General features: G+C 60.7%; 14 protein-coding genes. 2 read left to right on the top strand and 12 right to left on the bottom strand.

Translation table 11 applies throughout. The annotated features are described in order from the left end of the window. Positions 1–106: 106 nt before the first annotated feature. The 5 genes from ACVWYY_RS07815 to ACVWYY_RS07795 all read right to left on the bottom strand — a co-directional run bounded on the left by ACVWYY_RS07815 (position 107) and on the right by ACVWYY_RS07795 (position 6,761). The gene (locus ACVWYY_RS07815) at positions 107–994 is read right to left on the bottom strand and encodes an ABC transporter substrate-binding protein (protein ID WP_011434267.1); all 888 of its coding nucleotides are present in this window, start codon (positions 992–994) and stop codon (positions 107–109) included. A 32-nt stretch (positions 995–1,026) separates the two neighbouring features. Further along, on the bottom strand, positions 1,027–2,346 hold the full coding sequence (locus tag ACVWYY_RS07810) for an energy transducer TonB (RefSeq protein ID WP_457440126.1): 1,320 nt from the start codon (positions 2,344–2,346) through the stop codon (positions 1,027–1,029). A gap of 46 nt (positions 2,347–2,392) precedes the next feature. Beyond that, positions 2,393–4,822 (bottom strand): TonB-dependent hemoglobin/transferrin/lactoferrin family receptor, encoded by a 2,430-nt coding sequence (locus tag ACVWYY_RS07805; protein WP_457440123.1) that lies wholly within the window; start codon positions 4,820–4,822, stop codon positions 2,393–2,395. 65 nt (positions 4,823–4,887) lie between these two features. Beyond that, on the bottom strand, positions 4,888–5,721 hold the full coding sequence (locus ACVWYY_RS07800) for an ABC transporter ATP-binding protein (RefSeq protein WP_457405093.1): 834 nt from the start codon (positions 5,719–5,721) through the stop codon (positions 4,888–4,890). Next, on the bottom strand, positions 5,718–6,761 hold the full coding sequence (locus ACVWYY_RS07795) for a FecCD family ABC transporter permease (protein WP_457440129.1): 1,044 nt from the start codon (positions 6,759–6,761) through the stop codon (positions 5,718–5,720). Before ACVWYY_RS07795 ends, ACVWYY_RS07800 begins: the two co-directional genes overlap by 4 nt. Before the next feature lie 466 nt (positions 6,762–7,227). On the opposite strand from ACVWYY_RS07795, the gene mutS reads away from it, so the two are divergent. Next, positions 7,228–9,927 (top strand): DNA mismatch repair protein MutS, encoded by a 2,700-nt coding sequence (mutS, locus tag ACVWYY_RS07790; protein ID WP_457440121.1) that lies wholly within the window; start codon positions 7,228–7,230, stop codon positions 9,925–9,927. Here the strand turns inward: mutS and ACVWYY_RS07785 are convergent. After that, the gene (locus tag ACVWYY_RS07785; RefSeq protein ID WP_457440118.1) at positions 9,924–10,499 is read right to left on the bottom strand and encodes a cofactor assembly of complex C subunit B; all 576 of its coding nucleotides are present in this window, start codon (positions 10,497–10,499) and stop codon (positions 9,924–9,926) included. The genes mutS and ACVWYY_RS07785 overlap by 4 nt on opposite strands. A 614-nt stretch (positions 10,500–11,113) precedes the next feature. Between ACVWYY_RS07785 and sigC the strand changes: the two genes are divergently transcribed. After that, positions 11,114–12,214 (top strand): RNA polymerase sigma factor SigC, encoded by a 1,101-nt coding sequence (gene sigC, locus ACVWYY_RS07780; protein WP_011434275.1) that lies wholly within the window; start codon positions 11,114–11,116, stop codon positions 12,212–12,214. Here sigC and murJ read toward each other — a convergent pair. The 6 genes from murJ to ACVWYY_RS07750 all read right to left on the bottom strand — a co-directional run bounded on the left by murJ (position 12,211) and on the right by ACVWYY_RS07750 (position 17,822). Beyond that, on the bottom strand, positions 12,211–13,857 hold the full coding sequence (gene murJ / locus ACVWYY_RS07775; protein WP_457403903.1) for a murein biosynthesis integral membrane protein MurJ: 1,647 nt from the start codon (positions 13,855–13,857) through the stop codon (positions 12,211–12,213). The two genes, sigC and murJ, sit on opposite strands and share 4 nt — an antisense overlap. A 161-nt stretch (positions 13,858–14,018) precedes the next feature. Continuing rightward, positions 14,019–14,285 (bottom strand): hypothetical protein, encoded by a 267-nt coding sequence (locus ACVWYY_RS07770; RefSeq protein WP_457403902.1) that lies wholly within the window; start codon positions 14,283–14,285, stop codon positions 14,019–14,021. A 151-nt stretch (positions 14,286–14,436) separates the two neighbouring features. Continuing rightward, on the bottom strand, positions 14,437–15,267 hold the full coding sequence (locus tag ACVWYY_RS07765) for a HEAT repeat domain-containing protein (RefSeq protein ID WP_457440116.1): 831 nt from the start codon (positions 15,265–15,267) through the stop codon (positions 14,437–14,439). Between the two features lie 33 nt (positions 15,268–15,300). Then, positions 15,301–16,158, bottom strand: a complete 858-nt coding sequence (locus tag ACVWYY_RS07760; protein WP_011434279.1) for a phycobilisome rod-core linker polypeptide — start codon at positions 16,156–16,158, stop codon at positions 15,301–15,303. 469 nt (positions 16,159–16,627) lie between these two features. Beyond that, a complete protein-coding gene (locus ACVWYY_RS07755; protein WP_011434281.1) occupies positions 16,628–17,110 on the bottom strand; it encodes a globin family protein in 483 nt (160 codons plus the stop codon). A gap of 193 nt (positions 17,111–17,303) precedes the next feature. Beyond that, entirely contained in the window at positions 17,304–17,822 is a 519-nt protein-coding gene (locus tag ACVWYY_RS07750) for a globin family protein (RefSeq protein WP_011434282.1), read from the bottom strand. Between the last annotated feature and the right edge of the window lie 87 nt (positions 17,823–17,909).

Genomic DNA, 17,909 nt, shown 5'->3' with positions numbered 1-17,909 from the left:
GGATACCGCCATTCTGGTTGGAAACAAACAGAATGCTATCGCTGCATAGTTGAACAGTGATGTTCAGCAGTGTTCAGCGTAAATGTATCAGACACTCCAAGTCCGTTCAAAAAATGCGGGCTAACTGCTCGCAGGCAACTCTAATTTTCTCCAAGCTACCGGGATTGACCAAGCCGTAGTAGTCAAATCCATAAACTTTCCCAGTTTGGACGGCTTGCAACCGATTCCAAAAGGGGCGGGAACGGAAAAACGCCAAGGGATCCGCCGCCTCCGGGTTGACCACCAGCAGAACTTCTGGGTTGGCTTCCAGGATGCGCTCTGCCGAAAGGGTGACGTAGCCCCGAAAAGGCCCTTGGCTTTGCAAGGTAGCGGTGAGATTGTCCGCGCCAAAGCGTTCCAGCAGATCCCCGGCCCAGCTTTGCCGGTTGGGAGAAAGAATCGGCTGGGTGCCCACCAAGAGCAAGGTTTTGGGTCGAACGCGGGGCAGTTCCTGGGGCAAAAGGGATCCATACTGCCGCAGCAAGGGATCGGGATCCGCCCCCAAAGCAGCAGCCAGGGTGGCAATCGTCTCTTCCAAAGCAGCCCAACTGTCCACGCGGGTGAGGTAGGTGGGGATCCCCAGCTCCTGCAGCCGTTCTGCCAGAGCCTCGTGAAAGCCACTGGCCCCCACCACCCAGTCCGGTTGTAGGGCCACAAGCTGCTCCAGGTTGGGTTGGTTGCCCAGCCCCAGGCGGGTCAAGCCTTGGAAGCGGGGATCCTCCTCCAACAAACGACCGGCAGGGATCCCCACCAACCTATCGGGGGCCAAGCGATAGAGGATATCGGCAGTCAAGGTGGTGAGGCTGGCTACCCGACGAAAAGGACTCTGTCTCGCTGACAGGAGTGGCTCCTGAGGGATCCGACCTTGGGCTTGGGCCAAACGCCCCATTCCCCAGGCCCCCACGCTGGCCAGACCAAAGGCGAACAGTTGACGGCGAGAAAGACGAGACAGCATAGACAATCTCCAAAACAATTCCCAAACAGCAATCAATTGAGGGTGAACTGGATGGGCACCACCACCCAAGACTCGATGGGGGCGTTGTTTCTCAAGGCCGGGCTGAATTCCCACCGCTGCACCGCCTCCTGCGCTGCCCTATCCAGGGCGGGAAACCCACTGGAAGAGGCGATCTCCACCTGCTGCACCTGCCCCTGGGCATTGACCTTGGCCCGCAGCAGCACCTGCCCCTGTTGGCCGAGACGGCGAGCTTGAGGAGGGTAGGGGGGCGGAGGATTGCGACCGGGGATCGGGCGGGCCAGGATGTCCGGCTGGGGGTTGGCAGCCACTGTCGGTGGGGAGGAACTGGGGGTGGCAGGTGTTGGGGCAGAGGAATGGGGTTGGGCTGCACCTATACCGCCAGGTGTCCCAGTTTCAGGATCCCTTGGCCCCAATCTGCTCTCGCTGCCGGGGGAAGGCGGAGCGGCGGCAGTCTTTACGCTGGAACGGATCCCTTGGATCAAGGGGGTAAAGCGGGGCAGAGGGGTGCTTGAGGTAACCGGGGCGGAGGTGAGTGGAGTCGCTGTAAAGGTGGGGGTAACCGCCGGAGTTGGGGTGGGCTGTTGTGGCGGAGGAGTGGGTTGCGGGGTGGCTGTCGGTAATGGGGTCAGTGGAGGAGTAGGGGTGGGTTCTGGCTTTGCCGTGGGAATGGGTGTAGGGGTCGGTGGAGGCGTAGGGGTCGGAGTTTGCAGGGCCAGCAAAGATTCAGCCTCCGGGATGGCTGGCATCTCGATCTCTTGGGGCACAGGCTCCGGTGGGGATAGATCGTCTGCAGGGGGCGATTCCGGGGCCGGGCCGGGCGGCTCTGCTGTTGGCTCTGGTGGGAGAGATTCTATGGATTCTGAATCCGGTTCGAGCAACTGTGGCTCGGGATCCTCCAGCAAAAGCGTGACTGGGATCCGGAGTTCTGCGTCTGATAAAGGCCGGGATCCCCACCAAGCCAGCCCCAGCAGCGCCATCAGGTGCAAGAGGAGGGAAATCAACCCCTCCCGGCGCAGCGGTCGGGGATCCCTGGCTCGCAGGTGGAGGACGGTCCCCGGCGGATCTTCCCCCTCCTGGCAAGCTGTCCAGAGGGCAGCCCAGCTATAGCCGGCCACCCAAGCCTCTTGCAGCAGCTCCTCGGCACACTCCAGCCAGCCGCTCTCTCTTGCGCCAGCCCAAAGCCACAACGCCAACCAAGCCAGCCCCGCCTCCCAGGCCATGCCCGCCTGCTGCCAATACCACCCCTGCAGTCGCCACAAAAGCTGGGGACAGGACTTCCGAAGAAGAGAGAGGGATCCCTTGGGGGTGCGGGCAGGTGGCTCGGCAAGCATCGGTTAGAGCAGGATCCAGAGTAAACACGGCCTCAGGTCTTGGCCCCTAAAACCGGGTGGAAAAACTGAGCGCAGCATGCCGTCCCGGCTGGGCCCGCCGTTCCACTTCAGGGCCGACAAAGAGAGAGCGGGTTTCGGAGTAGAGAAAATACTTTTCATCAAAGAGATTGAACACCCCGAAATTCAATTGCCAGTTGTCGTCCAGGTTGTAGTAGCCCAGCAGATCCACCACGGTGTAGCCCTTGGGCACAAACGGAATTTGAGGTGGAGCGTTGGGGTTCGGTTGCACTACCTCCCGTTGCGGGTCGCGGGGATCCGCCACCAGCGTGGCCACCAACCTGGCTCCCCAGATCTGGCTGGGATCGTCGTAGTGCAGTCCCAGTACTGCCGTCAGTGGCTCAATGGAAAGGAGGGGTTTGTTTTCGGTGAGGTTATCCCCCACCGCCCAGGCAAAGCTGCCATTGAGGCTCCAGCCGGTCAAATCGGGGCTGAAGAAGTACTGCCCGGTGGCTTCTACACCATAGATGCGGGCCCGACTGACGTTCTGGCTCTGAAAGAGAGTCACCGGTGGAGGTGGCGGGCTCCCTGGCGGGCCGGGGGGTGAAGGCTCGGATCCCACCTCCCGGAAAGCCTCGATAAAGTCGTTGTAGGTGTTGTAGTAGGCGGCCAAGCTAAAGCTGGCCTGGGGGTAGATCCCCCGCAACCCCACTTCAAAGCCTTGGCTGGTTTCCGGTCGCAAGTTGGGATTGGAAAGGGTGCGGTAGCGGAAGAAGGGGCTGACCAGGTTGGTGAAGCCGCTGTTGATTTCGTTGTACTGAGGGGCCCGAAAACCGGTGTTGTACTGGGCCGTAAAGGTGAGGTTGGGATTAATCCTCCACACCAGGCCCACCTTGGGAGAAATGGCATCGGCAAACAGGCTGGCGGCTTCTGCCCCACTTTTCAAGAAGGCTTCGTCAGGGCTGGGGGTGAGGCGGTAGGTGTCGTAGCGGATGCCGGGGATGAGGGTAAAGTTGCCGCCCCCAAAGTCGATCTCATCTTGCAAATACAGCCCAAAGCGCACGGTATCGGAGTCGGGAAAATCTTTGGTGGGAAAAGTGTCCGGGGGGATGTTTTGGGTTACCGCTCCGGTCAGCAGGTTGGTTTGGAAGCGGTTGCGGGGACGTTCGTTGCGGGTGGTGGAGATCTCCATTCCATACACCAAGCGGTGGGAGATGTCCCCGGTTTGAAAGCGGCTCTGGGCCTGCACGCTGGCTCCCAGAATGTTGCTGACCAGCTCGTTGAAGGTATCCCGGCGCACGGGCACGGGCCGACCTTGTACCGTGAGGGTGCGTTCTTCCACGCTGGGCTCCTGGGTGCGGGCCGGCTGGTAGTAGATCTGGACGGTGGCCAGCTCAAAAGCGGGGGTATCGGGGTTGGCGTAGCGATATTCCAAGCTGAGGCGGCTGCGCTCGGTCTCAATGGTCTCCCTGAAAAGGCGGATGCCGGGATCCAGGTTGCGGGGCGAAAAGGTGGTGGTGGTGCGGTTGTGGAAGTATTCCGCCGTCAGGGTGAGGCTGTCAAAGGGACTGAAGCGATAGACCAGCTTGGCCAGAACATTGTCTCCCTCCACCGTCTGCCGATCCTTGAAACTGGGATCCGCCTGGATATCCGGCTCTCTGGCGTCGCGGCGAGTGTAGATGAGCAGGGCCTCTAAGTTATCCTGCCGACCCGCCAAGCTGAGGGTGTTGACGTACCCTTGGTTTTTGCTGTCGTACTGGCTGGACAGGCCCACATGGCTGTCCCGTTCCCCCAGCAGATCGGCTGGATCCAGGGTGGTATAGGTCACCACACCCCCCAGCGCGTCGCTGCCGTAGAGGGTGGAGGCGGGGCCGCGGATAATTTCTACAGTTTTCAGGGTCTCCAGCTCAAAGGTATCCCGGCCAATGGTGAAGGGGCCGAAGGAAAATCGCTCCGGCTGGCGGATCCCATCCACCTGGATCAACACCCGGTTGGCGTCGAGGCCGCGGATGTTGAAGTCCTGCAGGCCGTAGCGAACGCTGCGCCGCACGCTCACCCCCGGCTCGTAGCGCACCAGATCCTGAATGTTTTGAACCAGCTCCCGCCGCAACCGCTCCCGGTCGATGACGGTAATGCTGGCGGGCGAGTCGGCCAAGGTGCGCTCGGTGCGAGTACCGGTTACGGTGACCTGTTGCAGGTTAAAGATCGGCGTGCCTTCCTGCTGGAGAGCCCGAAGCTCGGCCTGTAGCCGCTCCACCTCTGCCTGATCCCCCCGCTGGCGGGCAGCTTCGATTTGCGCCTTCAGCTCCCTAATCTGCTCTGGCAGGGTGGTCGGTGCAGGGGTGGCCTGGGCCAACAGCGGCGGAGTTGTCGAATCAGGGATCCGGGCATTGGGCTGAGCCTGGGACAGGGATCCCCAGCCCACTCCCAAACTCAACCCCAAACTCACCACCCGCCACCAACGACCGTTCACGCGCATAACCTCTCATGCTCCTCGAAATCCACAACAGGGAAAATTCACTGCAAAACCGGACAAACCCTCCCTCAGCACCCTGACACCGGCAGGGAGAGGAGCCTTGCTGCCGCTGGAGCTGTGCTGCGCAGGGGGCAAAGCTGTGGCCCTACCGGAGTCGAGATCCACTCCACCTCCAGGCCAAACACCTGTCGCACCCGGCTGGGGGTCAACACCGCCAAGGGAGACCCCAGGGCCTGCATCTGGCCGGATCCCAGCAAGGCAATCTGCTCGCTGTAGCGAATGGCCAAGTTCAGGTCGTGCAGCACCGTAACTACCGTCAGCCCCTGCTCCTGCTTCAGCCGTTGCAACAGCTCCAGCAGCTCCAGTTGGTAGCGCAGATCCAAAAAGGTGGTGGGCTCATCCAACAGCAACACCTGCGGCTCCTGCACCAAAGCCAACGCCAGAAAAGCCCGTTGCCGCTCGCCCCCCGAGAGGGTTTCCACCCGCCGCAGCGCCAGGGATCCCAGTCCTGCTTGCTCCAGAGCCCACTCCACCCGCTGCCGATCCGCCGGCGTCAACTGCCACGCCCACCAGGGCTGGTGGGGAGAACGCCCCAGACTCACCAATTGCCGCACCGTCAGCCCTGCCGGGATCCTCGGCTGCTGGGGCAAAAGAGCCAACTGCCGGGCCACCTGCTGGGGAGTGAGTTGAGTGTGCAGATCCCGACCGTCCAGGTACACGCGCCCAGCTTGGGGAGTCAGAACCCGACTCAACAGCCGCAGCACCGTCGATTTGCCCGAACCATTGGGGCCGACAATGCTCAGCCATTCCCCCTGTTGCACGCTGAAGCTCACCTGTCGCACCACCGTCCGGGATCCGTAGCCCCCGCTCAAGTCCTCGACCTGCAGGATGGGCTCTCTCATCGCCCCGCCCCCTGCTGCCGCAGCAGCCAGCCGAAAAAGGGAGCCCCCATCACAGCGGTGACAATCCCCACCGGCAGCTCTATCGGGCCCAAACGGCTCAGGATGTCGGCACCGCTCAGCAGGGTCGCCCCTGCCAAGGCAGAAAGGGGCAACAGCCAGCGGTAATCGGATCCCACCCCCTGCCGCACCATGTGGGGCACCACCAAACCGACAAAGCCGATCACCCCCCCCACACTGACAGCGGTTGCCGCCAGCCAAGCCGCCACCAGACCAATCACCACCCGCGTCCGCGCCAGAGGGATCCCCAAACTCACCGCCATCTCTTCCCCCAAGCTCAGCAGGTTTAAAGCCCGCGCCTGCCCCCATCCCAATCCCAAGCCGACCAGGATATACGCCCCGGCCACCTGCACCTCTGGCCAGCCCCGCCCGCTCAAGCTGCCGATCAACCAGGTGAGAGCCACCTGCACCCGGTCATCTGCCATCAACAACAAGGTGGAGCTAATGGCCCCAAACAGGGCGCTGACGGCCACCCCCGCCAAGATCAGCCGCTCCACCGCCAGTCCCGAGGGAGTACGCGCCAACCCGTACACCAACACGGTAGTCAGCACCCCGCCCACCCAAGCGGCCAGAGGCACCCAAGCCGTCCACTCCCCCAAGGTGAGCAGCCCCACCGCCGCCAGGCCCGCCCCTGCCGAGATGCCCAACAGGTAGGGATCCGCCAGCCCATTGCCCAGCATCCCCTGCAACAGGGCCCCTGCCATCCCCAGAGCCGCCCCCAGCAACTGGGCCAAGAGCGCCCGCGGCAGCCGCAACTGCCAAACAATCGTCTGCCGAATGGGATCCCCCTGCCCCCACAGGGCTTGCCAGAGTTCTGGGAAAGTCATGGGAACGGATCCCAAAGCCATCGAGACCAAAAGTACTAGGAAAATGAAACTCAATAGCAAACAGGTCAAACCGATTGGCGAGAGCAGCCGCTTTCTTTGCCCCCAGCCTCTGCCCCCCTCAACCTCTGTATACGGACACTCGCGATCGACCAGCACCGGGAAAACCTCTCGAGCTTTGCCCAGGAAGAGAGCCTTCTGAGGCCAAGAAACCCCCTCCGCCCGCAAGGGCGGGATGGAAAACTCAGCCAAGTTGGCCAGGCCTCCCTCCCGAGCTTTATTGAAAGTCAAACTCAACAAAACGTAGTCGCTAGAATAGCAAGGCTTCTTGGATGTTGCAAGTCAGTTTCAATAGCTTGTGCCTAAATTTCTCCCTCTTGCGCTTCAGGGCTTTTGGACAAGACCGGGCAGCGCCTCTGCCCAGCCATTCAGACTTACCTCAGGGGGGATCCAACTACCCTGAGCGAGGTCATGGCAACCAACCGCGAAATGGGAATCAGGGGAGAAGGGCTGGGGAAACGTCTCAAACTTCATCTAGACCTGGATCTAGAATGGCCCAAGCTGGTCGGCCCGAGTTGGCTAGACTCCGAACCTTCAGCCCATTGCTTGCCCACGTTTTGATGCCATGAGTTCTTCCGCCGAGCCTACTTGGGATGCCTTAGAGGTGGATCCCACCCTCCTCACCCCCATGATGCAGCACTACGTAGAGCTGAAGCGGCAGTATCCCCACGCCATCTTGCTCTACCGCCTGGGGGATTTCTACGAGATGTTTTTCCAGGATGCGCAAGTGGTGTCGCGGGAGCTGGAGCTGGTGCTCACCGGGCGGGAAGCAGGGGCCATAGGGCGGGTGCCCATGTGCGGGATCCCTTACCACGCCTTTGACCGCTATGCCGCCCAGTTGGTGGCCAAAGGCTATGCCCTGGCCGTCTGCGACCAGATGGAGCCGGCAGATCAGGCCAAGGGCTTGGTGCGGCGGGAAGTGACGCGGGTGATCACCCCTGGCACCGTCCTCGAAGAGGAGCTGCTGCAGGCGCGGCAAAACAACTACCTGGCAGCCGTCGTGCGGCTCAAAGGATCGAAGCAGGCTCCCTGCCGCTGGGGCCTAGCCTATGCGGATATCTCCACCGGCGAGTTCTGGGTGTGTCAGAGCGAGGGGCAAGAGCAACTGGAGCAGGAACTGGCCCGGCTGCAGCCGGCAGAGGTTTTGCTGCCCACCGAGGAGGGGCTGGGACTAGGCCTCATCCGTCCAGGGGATCCCCAGAAGCCCCTGGGTCTCCCCAACCAATACGCCTATACCCTGCGCCCAGCCGAACCTTTTGAACTGGCGGTGGCGCGGGAGAACCTCATGCAAACCTACGGCCTGCGCTCTCTGGAAGGATTGGGCTGTGAGGGATTGCCTCTGGCGGTGCGAGCAGCGGGAGGGCTTTTGCACTACTTAGAAGAAACCCATTCGCCTCAGCGGTGCGTAGCACCAAAGACCCTGCTGCAGCCTTCTCCCCAGGGAGGCCACCCGCTCCTGCCTCCCCCGCGCACCTACCAGCTCACGGACTACCTCATCTTGGATGCCCAAACCCGGCGTAACTTGGAGCTCACCCAGACCATCCGAGAGGGGGCTTTTGTGGGATCCCTGCTCTGGGTGCTGGATCACAGCCGTACAGCCATGGGGGGGCGCACTTTGCGGCGCTGGTTGCTGCAGCCTTTGCGGGATTCGGAGCAAATTCGCCTTCGCCAAGACACCATCCAAGAGCTTTTGGAAAACCCTTCTCTGCGGGCCCGCCTGGGATCCCTTCTGGACTCTCTGTACGACCTGGAGCGGCTGGCCAACCGCGTCGGATCGGGCACCGCCAACCCGCGCGAGCTGGTGGCCCTGGGATCCTCCTTGGGCAAACTGCCCCAGTTGGCCGAGCTGGTGGAGGAAGCCAAGACTCCCCTCTTGCAAAGCCTGCAACAGGTGGATCCCGCCCTGGTTGAGCTGGGCCAACGCATCGAGCACACCCTCCTGCCCTCCCCTCCCCCTGTGCTCACCGAGGGGGGCCTCATCCGAGCCGGCGTGGATCCCGAGCTGGACAGGCTGCGGCAGCAGGTGGAGCAAGACCGCCAGTGGGTTGCCCAGTTGGAAAAAAGCGAGCGCGACCGCACCGGGATCCCCACTCTCAAGGTGGGCTTCAACAAGGCCTTCGGCTACTACCTCAGCATCAGCCGCGCCAAGGCCCACCAAGTCCCCAAAGAGTACATCCGCAAGCAAACCCTGACTAACGAAGAGCGCTTCATTACCCCTGAGCTGAAAGAAAAAGAGGCCCGCATTCTCACCGCCCAGACCGACATCAACCAGCGGGAATACGAGCTGTTTGTGCAGTTGCGCCAAGAGGCAGGATCCCGGGCCGAAGCCATCCGCCAAGTGGCCCAGACCCTGGCTGCTGTCGATGCCCTGTTTGGCCTGGCGGAAGTGGCCGTGCAGCAGGGATACACCCGTCCCGTAATCACCGAAGACCGCCGGCTGATCATCGAGGAGGGTCGCCACCCGGTGGTGGAAAAATCCCTGCCCCAGGGCCTCTTCGTGCCCAATTCGGTGCAACTGGGATCCCCCCACGGCCCCGATTTGATCGTCCTCACCGGGCCCAACATGTCCGGCAAGTCCACTTACCTGCGGCAAATTGGGCTCATCCAAATCCTGGCCCAGATGGGCAGCTTTGTCCCCGCGCGGCGGGCAGAGTTGGGCCTCTGCGACCGCGTATTTACCCGCATTGGCGCTGTGGACGATCTGGCTACCGGCCAGTCCACCTTCATGGTGGAAATGAACGAGACCGCCAACATCCTCAACCACGCCGGCGAGCGCTCCTTGGTGCTGCTGGACGAGATTGGCCGAGGCACCGCTACCTTCGATGGCCTTTCCATTGCCTGGGCGGTGGCGGAATACCTGGCCACTCAGGTGCGCGCCCGTACGGTCTTTGCCACCCACTACCACGAGCTCAACCAACTGGAGACCTTGCTGCCCAACGTGGCCAACTTTCAGGTGGTGGTCAAAGAGCTGCCGGATCGCATTGTCTTCCTGCACCAGGTACAGCCTGGGGGGGCAGATCGCTCCTATGGCATTGAGGTGGGGCGCATGGCTGGCCTGCCGCAGCCGGTAATCCAGCGAGCCGAACAGGTGCTGGCCTTGGTGGAAAAACACAGCCGCATCGGCCTGGGCTTGAGAAACCAAGGGAAAAGCCGCCTCGCCCAAAAGAACTCCAAAAAAGAGCCCGCTCCCAATGGGATCCCCGACCCTGCCGTTGGGGATCAACTGTCTTTGATCCCAGCGCCTCTCTTTCCCGATTGGCCTTAGACTCCCCTACCCCTGTCGGGATCCCGTTCTTGCAACCTCAGGGCTGCAGCCAGCCCATCCAGCTCATCCCGATGCCCCTCCACCCACAGATGGGATCCAGGGGCCGTTCGCGTTGGTGCTGTGGGGGAACCGTGCTGTCCACAGAAGGGGAGCGGGACGGAGTCCTCGTCGGCTTCCTGCAGTTTCAGGCGGATTTGTTCCGGGCGTTGGTTGCGCTGCCGGTAGTACCAACCCGCCCAAGGAGAAGCCAGCACCACCATCCAGGGCCAAGCTCCCCACCCCGGCTCAAGGGTCTGCAGCACCAAGGCCAAACAGGCCAGTCCCGTCCCCGCCAGCCCCGTCAAAAAAAGGGCCAGCCCCACGCTAGCCTGACCCTGCCCTGCAAAGGTGGCGATCCCCTCGGCATCGGCGGACTGGAGACGATAGCCACGCCTTTCCAAGTGCTCCCGTAGAGCGGATCCCATTTCCTCCAGGCTGCGACTGCTGAGATAGACGCGAGTCTCAACGCGATCTTTGCCCGAAGCTCGCAGGAAAAAGAATAGACCGATGGCCAATAGAGTCGTCAACGCCAAGGTTGAAACCTTTTCCCCCGTCAGCGGGGCTATGGCCAACCCAAGTGCCTGAGCAGAGCCCAGTCCGCCCAGAGGAAGGGGGTTGACCTGTTCGGGGAGTCTGGCTCCCCCACAGCTGGGTGGGATAGGTGAATGGGAACAGTTCATCGAATAGAATCGAACAGATTGGAATAGGCAAAGCAATTTACACGCTACCTTTGAAGTTTAGACCCTCTAGGATGGATGGGTTACTTCCCCCAAAGACGAGCTGCTGGGTTCACCCTGAGGGCAATGCGCTTTTTCGCAGTGGCGGTGACGGTTGAACTGGGGGGATCCTACGCTGGCTCTCATGTCTCTGGGCTGAGAAATGCAACTATAATTAAGTTATGATAAGGGGCTCACGCTCTCCGTGTGACCCCTCCGCTACTACTTCAGCCTTTCCCTATGGGGCATGGGCAGGAGGTCGGGTTGAGGAAGAGGTCAATGTATGATTTCCTCTGACTGCTGTAAGGCGTTGAGCAGGCGCGAAGTTACCGCTGGGGAACACTTAAGCTTAACTTGCTCCACATCACTGACCATTCCTCTCTCAGCCCACTGAACTGCCTACCCCTGTCGCTACATCAGCAACACCCTACATGTCTAACTACGAACCTGAACTCAACGACATTTTGTTGGATGGCCCCGCCGATCTCCTCGAGGCTGCCGAAGAAGCAGAGGTGGATCTGGCCGATGGCGAGTTTCTGGAAGAGGAGCCAACCCGCCGCTCCACCGATCTGGTGCGCCTCTATTTACAAGAGATCGGTCGTGTTCCTCTGTTGGGGCGCGATGAAGAGGTGGCCCTGGCCCAAAAAGTCCAAGACTACATGAAGCTCTTGGATTTGCGTCTGCGTTTGCAGAAAGAGTTGGGACGGGATCCCACTCTTGCGGAATGGGTGGCTAAGGCCAACCAGTACCCCGAGTGGGCGCAACTGACCCCTGAAAAGCTGCAGCAGATTCAGCGGATTGGCAAGCGTGCCAAAGAACACATGATCAAGGCCAACCTGCGCCTGGTGGTGTCGGTGGCGAAAAAGTACCAAAACCGCGGCTTGGAGCTGCTAGATCTGATCCAAGAGGGTACGCTGGGCCTGGAGCGAGCGGTGGAAAAGTTCGACCCGAAAAAGGGATACCGCTTCAGCACCTACGCCTACTGGTGGATCCGGCAGGGCATTACCCGTGCCATTGCCACCCAAAGCCGCACCATCCGCCTGCCCGTTCACATCACCGAGAAGCTGAACAAGATCAAAAAAGCGCAGCGCAAGCTCTCCCAGGAAAAGGGCCGCACCCCCACCATCGAAGACATCGCCTCCGAGTTGGAGATGACGCCGCCTCAAGTACGCGAGCTGTTGGTACGGGTGCCCCGCTCGGTTTCTCTGGAAACCAAGGTGGGCAAAGACAAGGACACCGAACTGGGGGATTTGCTGGAAACTGACGACATTTCTCCAGAAGAGACCATGATGCGGGAAGCCCTGCATCGCGATCTACAGCAGTTGCTCTCGGATCTGACCAGCCGCGAGCGGGATGTGATCCGCATGCGTTTCGGCTTGGGGGATGGGCGCACCTATTCGCTGGCGGAAATCGGTCGCGCCTTGGATCTGTCGCGAGAGCGGGTGCGGCAAATTGAGGCCAAAGCCCTGCAGAAGCTGCGTCAGCCGAAGCGACGCAACCGCGTGCGAGATTACCTGGAAGCCATCAGCTAGTTCCGGCTTGCCCACTGGCTCCCCCAGCGTCCTACCCGTTTCCGCAGTCGGGCTGCTGCCCACTCCACTTCTGGGATCCGCAGGTAGAGAGCTCCGGCGGCGAACAAGCTTAGACCTAAACCCGCGGCCAGCCCGGCCCAAATGATGGCGGTGAGCAGGGGAGACCCCACAATCTCGTAGGAGCGCAGTTGGGTCCACAGCCAATGGCTCAGTCCCCCGGCCAGGACGGTGCTCCCCAGCAACGGCAGCAGGGCTTGTCCCATCTCCTGCCAAGGGATCCCTGGCAGGTGCCGGTGCAGCCGGATTCCCAAACCGATCAGCGCCACCAGATTAACCCCCGCCGTGGCCAGGGCAATGCCCGGCGCTCCAAAAGCCTGCAAAAATAGAAAGTCCAGTAGGGCATTCAGGCCAATGGCCATGCTGCTGATGCGCAGAGGCGTAGCCCCATCCTCCAGGGCATAGAAGATCCGCACCAGCACATCCCGCAGCAGGTAACCGGTCATCCCCAGACCATAGGCCATGAGCAGGGCTGCCACCTCTTGTGTCACCTCCGGCGTAAAGCGCCCCCGCTGGTAGGCCACTTGGACAATGGGCTCGGCCAAAGCCACCAACAGCATCGACAGGGGCAGGGTCACAATTGCCGTAAGCATCAGCCCTTGGCGGATACGCTGGCGCAGCTCCGGCCAACGGGATCCATCCCCTGCCAACTGGGCATAGAGAGGCATCAAGGGCACCAGCACCATGTTGGAGAGGATCCCCAGCGGCGTTTGTACCAGAAGCTGGGCATATCCCAAGTTGCCGATGGTGCGATCCCCAGGTACGAAAGAGGCAAAAAACAGATCCACATAAACATTGATGTGGATCATCCCGGAGGAGATCACCGCCGGCAACATCAGCAAGCCCACCGCCCGTACCTGCGGGGATCCCCACTCAAAGCGCAGGCGCGGTCGCCCCAGCCCTAACCGCATCTGGAGCGGAACTTGGGCCAACCATTGGGCAATGGCCCCGATGAGCACGCCCCAGGCCAGCAAAGTTGGGATCCCCGTCCATCCCAGCGTGACCAGGATCCCGATCACCGCCAAGCTGGAGATCAGCGGGCTAAGGGCAGGCAAGGCGTAGTGTTCGGCAGCATTCAGCGCTCCAAAGCCGATGCCAATCCACCCCGAGAGCAAGGCCAAAGGGGCCATGATCCGCAGTTGCGCAGCGGCCAGAGCATGGACTTCGGGGCTGGCTCCCGGCGCATTCAGGCGCACCACCCAGTCCGCTCCCCACCAAAGGCCCAAGCTGACCAGCAGGAGCAGGCAGCCTACCAAGGTGGAAATGGATTCCAGCCAGGCAGCCGCATCCTCCCTGTCCCGATCCCGCTGCTTTTTGAGGACACTGACGATGGCGCTGTGAAAAGGGCCGTTGATCCCTCCCAGCAGAATCAACAGAAAACCGGGCAGGATGTAGGCTACCCCGAAGGCGCTGTACTCCGGCCCCGAGCCATACACTGCTGCAATCAAAGCTTGGCGAATAAAGCCTATGCCCTTACTGAGCAAGGTCGCCCCGGCCACCAAGCCCGCCACCGACATCAACGAACGGGATGGCCCTGCTGAAGGAGATCCCCCAGGGATCTCTTCCTGAGTGGCAGACTCCTCCATTACCTTGTGTCCTGCACCCCAACCACTGCCTCAACAACACAACAAACTGATCCCGGATCCCTCTTTGAATCCCAGGAGCCGCTTCCCATTATCGGGAATATCGAACCCTTCTGGGCAATTGTCGGGCATTAGCTGGATCCCTTGGGCAGGCAGCGAGCTTGTCAGGCCAACAGTTGCCGTTCCTGTTCCAGTTGCTGCAACAGATGCTCATCCCCACGGGCTTGAGCAGAACGGATGCGCTCCTGCAGCCGGTGCAGCAGGTTCCGCCGATGGGTTTCCTCGACCAAGGTCATGAAGTGCTTCCGAGAGGAGACAGCCGCTGCCGGGCTCCCTTGCACCTCAGGGATCCTTGCTGTTGCCCTTGCTCCAGGATCGAGGGCAATACCTCGATAGGTGAGGGGGAAAGACTGAGGCAGTGCTACAGCCACGGAGACCAACCCTGGTGCCGAGCGGACAGATTCTGACGGCTTTGAATCGCTGCAGAGGGATGCACAAACTCATGGGCAATGCCTTGATAGGTCAGTTGCAAAGGACTCCGTCCCGCTAATGTGAACAGCAAGGGCCCAGAAGCACCACCGCTCACAGCAGCTCGTCGATCAGCCGGAGCACCTGCTGCAGCTCAGCACCGGGGATCCTTTGATGTTGTTCCAGGTTGATCTCCACCAACTGTTTGAGGGCGAGGAGCTTCAGGTTGACCTCCACCGCCGCCACCGCAATGGCTTGTGCTGCCGGCAAATAGCCACTGGCCCCCAAATCCAAAAGGGCAGCCCGCCGCAGATGGATGTTGTCGTGATCCAACACCGACAGCAGGCGCTGGGCAAAGGCCGGATCCCCGGTGAGACGATAGCAGGCCCGCGCCGCCGCACATTGCAAGCGAATGGAAGTGTGCTCTAGGTAGGGACAGATTGGCTCCAGAGCAGCGGTCACCTGCAGTTGTCCAAGAGCCTCGATAATGGCCTCTAGGGCGGCCTGGGCTTCCGTCTGCAGTCCTCGCTCCACAAAGCGCAGCCCTTCTAGCAAAGCGGATCCCAGCTTTTCCACTTCGTCGGGATCCCTATTGAGGTTGTTGGCAAGGGCAATCTCAACCAGCGCCTGGGCAGCCGCTGCCACCACTTGGCCATCAGAGCAAGACAAAGCCGCCTTCAGGGGAGGGATCCCGGCGAGGGATCCCAGTTTACCCAAAGCACGAGCAGCGTTGCGCCGCAGCGGATATCCCCCTTGAGCGGTGCGATCCGTTTCATCGGCCAGGGCCTCGATCAGGGCCGGGATCCCTTCGGCAATGCGCATGCGTCCCAGCCACCAAGCGGCATAGTAGCGTTCCCCCGGATCCCCGTGGCGCAGCTTGGCGATTTGTCCAGCCGGGGTGAGATCCACCGACGGATTGGGATCCAGAGGAACAGCAGTGGTCATGGAATCAACAACGGAGAGGACACCGAGAAGGGATTAAGCGCTGCGGACACTGACGATCTTGGCGCCCGATTTGAGCAACCGCTGCATTGTTGCCGACAGTTGATCGGCAGAGACGAAAATCTGCTGGTTGGATTTGCGCACTCGGCTGGAAGTGGCCAGCGCCGAAGGCGGATTCAGCAGTCGGGTCACTTCCACACAGAACATGCGATCCGACTGGCCCGTTGGCGGCCCCAGGTGTTTGGAAATGGGGCTGGGCGGCAGCAGGCCCCGCACCCCAATGCGGCGAATGGCCGGGGTAAACCCGGTGGCCAAAGGCATCATCAAACGGGGTCTGGGCCCTTGGGAGCGATCGTTGTTGGCGTAGCCCCCGTAGAGAGCGAAGAGATTGGTAAAGTCGCGGGTGGAATGAGCCTTGCGGTATTCAAACCCACGCGGGTAGGGGACGATGTTGTCTCCAAAAGCTTCTAGGTATTCTGGGCTGTCGATGTAGGAATCGATCTCCGCGCTGTGGCCGCCAGATTGGTAGATGTCCAAATGGCGGGCGATGTCTTTGGGGCTGGTGGGAGCGCGTCCCAGCAGATGCTTGAAATTGAGCTCGATGGCCCGGGTTTGCGAGTTGGGGTAGAAAAACCGCTTTTTGTAGGCTTCGGACTTGGCGATCAATCGCACAAACTCCCGCACCGTCAGGCTGCCCTGGCGCAGCAGCGATTCCGCACTGGCTAGCTCCTTCCTATCGGCCCCAAACAAATGGTCGTTGCCCAGCACCTGACGGTAGATGGCCCGCAGCACCGCATTGAGCTGATCCTGGCTGGCGTTGGGGCGCAACTCCAGTGGGGTGGTCTCCGTAATGCCCCGGATCCCCATCCGGCTTGCCGCTGTAATTGCACTCATGCTAATTCCCCCGATTGAACTGAATGGACACAGATTGAGAACAAGCTTGCGTTTAGGGTCATTTCGATTCAAGCTAGGACATTGCACCCACACCTAAAGTGTTGGTTGCGTCGTCGCGTCGGCGTTGCGGAGCAATAATGCAGGGGGCCAAAAGGCTTTTCAAGGACTCCGTCCCGCTGGCGCGATCAATAGCCCAGGCGTCTCACCCTAGCCTGAAACGACTGTAGAAATCGAAAACTAAAATTAGAAATCAAAAATCGGCAGCCCCAAGCTGCAGAAGAGCAACAGTGGCGCCTTCCTATTGGGGAGACTGATCCGCAAACCCACGTGGTCAAACGTATCTCTCCGCAACGTAGCAGGCTCACCACCGTTGCCCTCAACAACCTTCCCTCGCCATCCCCCCTGGTTTATGGGATGAGCCAACTGGCTAGCCGGCGTCGCCCTTTTAGAGGGATCCCAAGCCAAGGGTTTAGCTGAGCGCGTTGATGGCGTAGTCGATGTAGGTGTTGGCCTCGGTGGCCGCTTGCCCGGTCAGGCCGTGGTTGGCTTTGATGTAGCGCAGGGCTTCGATGAACCAACTGGGGGAGAGCTCAAAAGCGGCGTTGATTTCGCGGATCCCGGCCAACTGATACTCGTCCAGAGGACCGGTGCCACCGGCTACCAAGCAGTAGGTGATGTAGCGCAGGTAGTGGCGCACGTCACGGGCGCACTTGTCCTTGCCAGCTTGGGTGTGGCACTGCCCACCGGGTTGGGTGGTGTAGGGGAACTTGGCGTAAACGGCTTCGGTGGCACCGCGCACCAGCTCGTCGGCACGGCTGCTCAGAACTCGGGCGGCTTCCATGCTGGCGGCAGCCCGCTGAAAACGGCCATTGATGGCCTGCAATTCGCTGTTGCTCAGGTAGCGCCCTTGGCTGTCGGCAGTGGCGATGGCGTCAACAATTGGGGTTTGCATGATTCAAAACGCTCCTTTACTTAACTCAAGCTCAATGCAAAAAACAAAGCAAAAGATTCAAAGTCTCAACTGCAAAATCGCTGCAAAACAGGTTACTTTTCCAGGGATCCCCTGCCAACCCGAGTTGTCTTAGATCCCAGAGAGGTCTTCATAACTGGATCCGGACACAACAGAAACTTCAGTCCACAAGGGATCAAACCACAGCAGCGGCAGCGCGATCGAAGTAGGATTCGATTTCGGCAATCAGAGCGCTGCAGTCACCCCGGGTGATGCCGTTGGGGTCGTTTACCACCGCCACCGCAGCCTTTTTCATCTTTTGGATGCCGTTGGCCACTGAGCTGCCGGGGGTGCCCAAGGCTTGATAGGTTTCCCGCAGGCCGTTCAAGCAGCGCTCGTTCAGCACACTGGCATCTCCGGCTGCCACTGCGTAGGTGATGTAGCGGAGAATAATGTCCATGTCCCGCATACAGGCGGCTACGTTACGACTGGGGTAGGCAGGGCCACCGGGAGCGTTCAAATTGGGCTCCTCGGCGAACAACTGACGGATGGCATCGGTCACGATCTTGGAGGCATTGCTGGTGAGGCGGTTCACAGCATCCAAACGCTTGTTCCCCTCAGCAATTACCTGCTGGAGAGCGGCAAACTCGTTCTCCCCCAAAAAAGCGCCTTTGGAGTCAGCTTGGGCAACCACTTTGCCAAATACATCGTTCATGGTTTTGAATCTCCCTAGCGAAAGTAAAAGAGGTTATGAATCCACATTCCCTGCAGCGGACAAGAGAGCACCTGCCGGCCAGGAATG

This window comes from Thermostichus sp. MS-CIW-34, from assembly GCF_054060435.1.
This window is presented reverse-complemented; position numbering and strand designations above follow the sequence as displayed.

Coding starts and splice junctions, on each gene's coding strand:
- ACVWYY_RS07815 (WP_011434267.1), bottom strand. CDS start 994: ATGCTGTCTCGTCTTTCTCGCCGTCAACTGTTCGCCTTTGGTCTGGCC.
- ACVWYY_RS07810 (WP_457440126.1), bottom strand. CDS start 2,346: ATGCTTGCCGAGCCACCTGCCCGCACCCCCAAGGGATCCCTCTCTCTT.
- ACVWYY_RS07805 (WP_457440123.1), bottom strand. CDS start 4,822: ATGCGCGTGAACGGTCGTTGGTGGCGGGTGGTGAGTTTGGGGTTGAGT.
- ACVWYY_RS07800 (WP_457405093.1), bottom strand. CDS start 5,721: ATGAGAGAGCCCATCCTGCAGGTCGAGGACTTGAGCGGGGGCTACGGA.
- mutS (WP_457440121.1), top strand. CDS start 7,228: ATGAGTTCTTCCGCCGAGCCTACTTGGGATGCCTTAGAGGTGGATCCC.
- sigC (WP_011434275.1), top strand. CDS start 11,114: ATGTCTAACTACGAACCTGAACTCAACGACATTTTGTTGGATGGCCCC.
- murJ (WP_457403903.1), bottom strand. CDS start 13,857: ATGGAGGAGTCTGCCACTCAGGAAGAGATCCCTGGGGGATCTCCTTCA.
- ACVWYY_RS07765 (WP_457440116.1), bottom strand. CDS start 15,267: ATGACCACTGCTGTTCCTCTGGATCCCAATCCGTCGGTGGATCTCACC.
- ACVWYY_RS07760 (WP_011434279.1), bottom strand. CDS start 16,158: ATGAGTGCAATTACAGCGGCAAGCCGGATGGGGATCCGGGGCATTACG.
- ACVWYY_RS07755 (WP_011434281.1), bottom strand. CDS start 17,110: ATGCAAACCCCAATTGTTGACGCCATCGCCACTGCCGACAGCCAAGGG.
- ACVWYY_RS07750 (WP_011434282.1), bottom strand. CDS start 17,822: ATGAACGATGTATTTGGCAAAGTGGTTGCCCAAGCTGACTCCAAAGGC.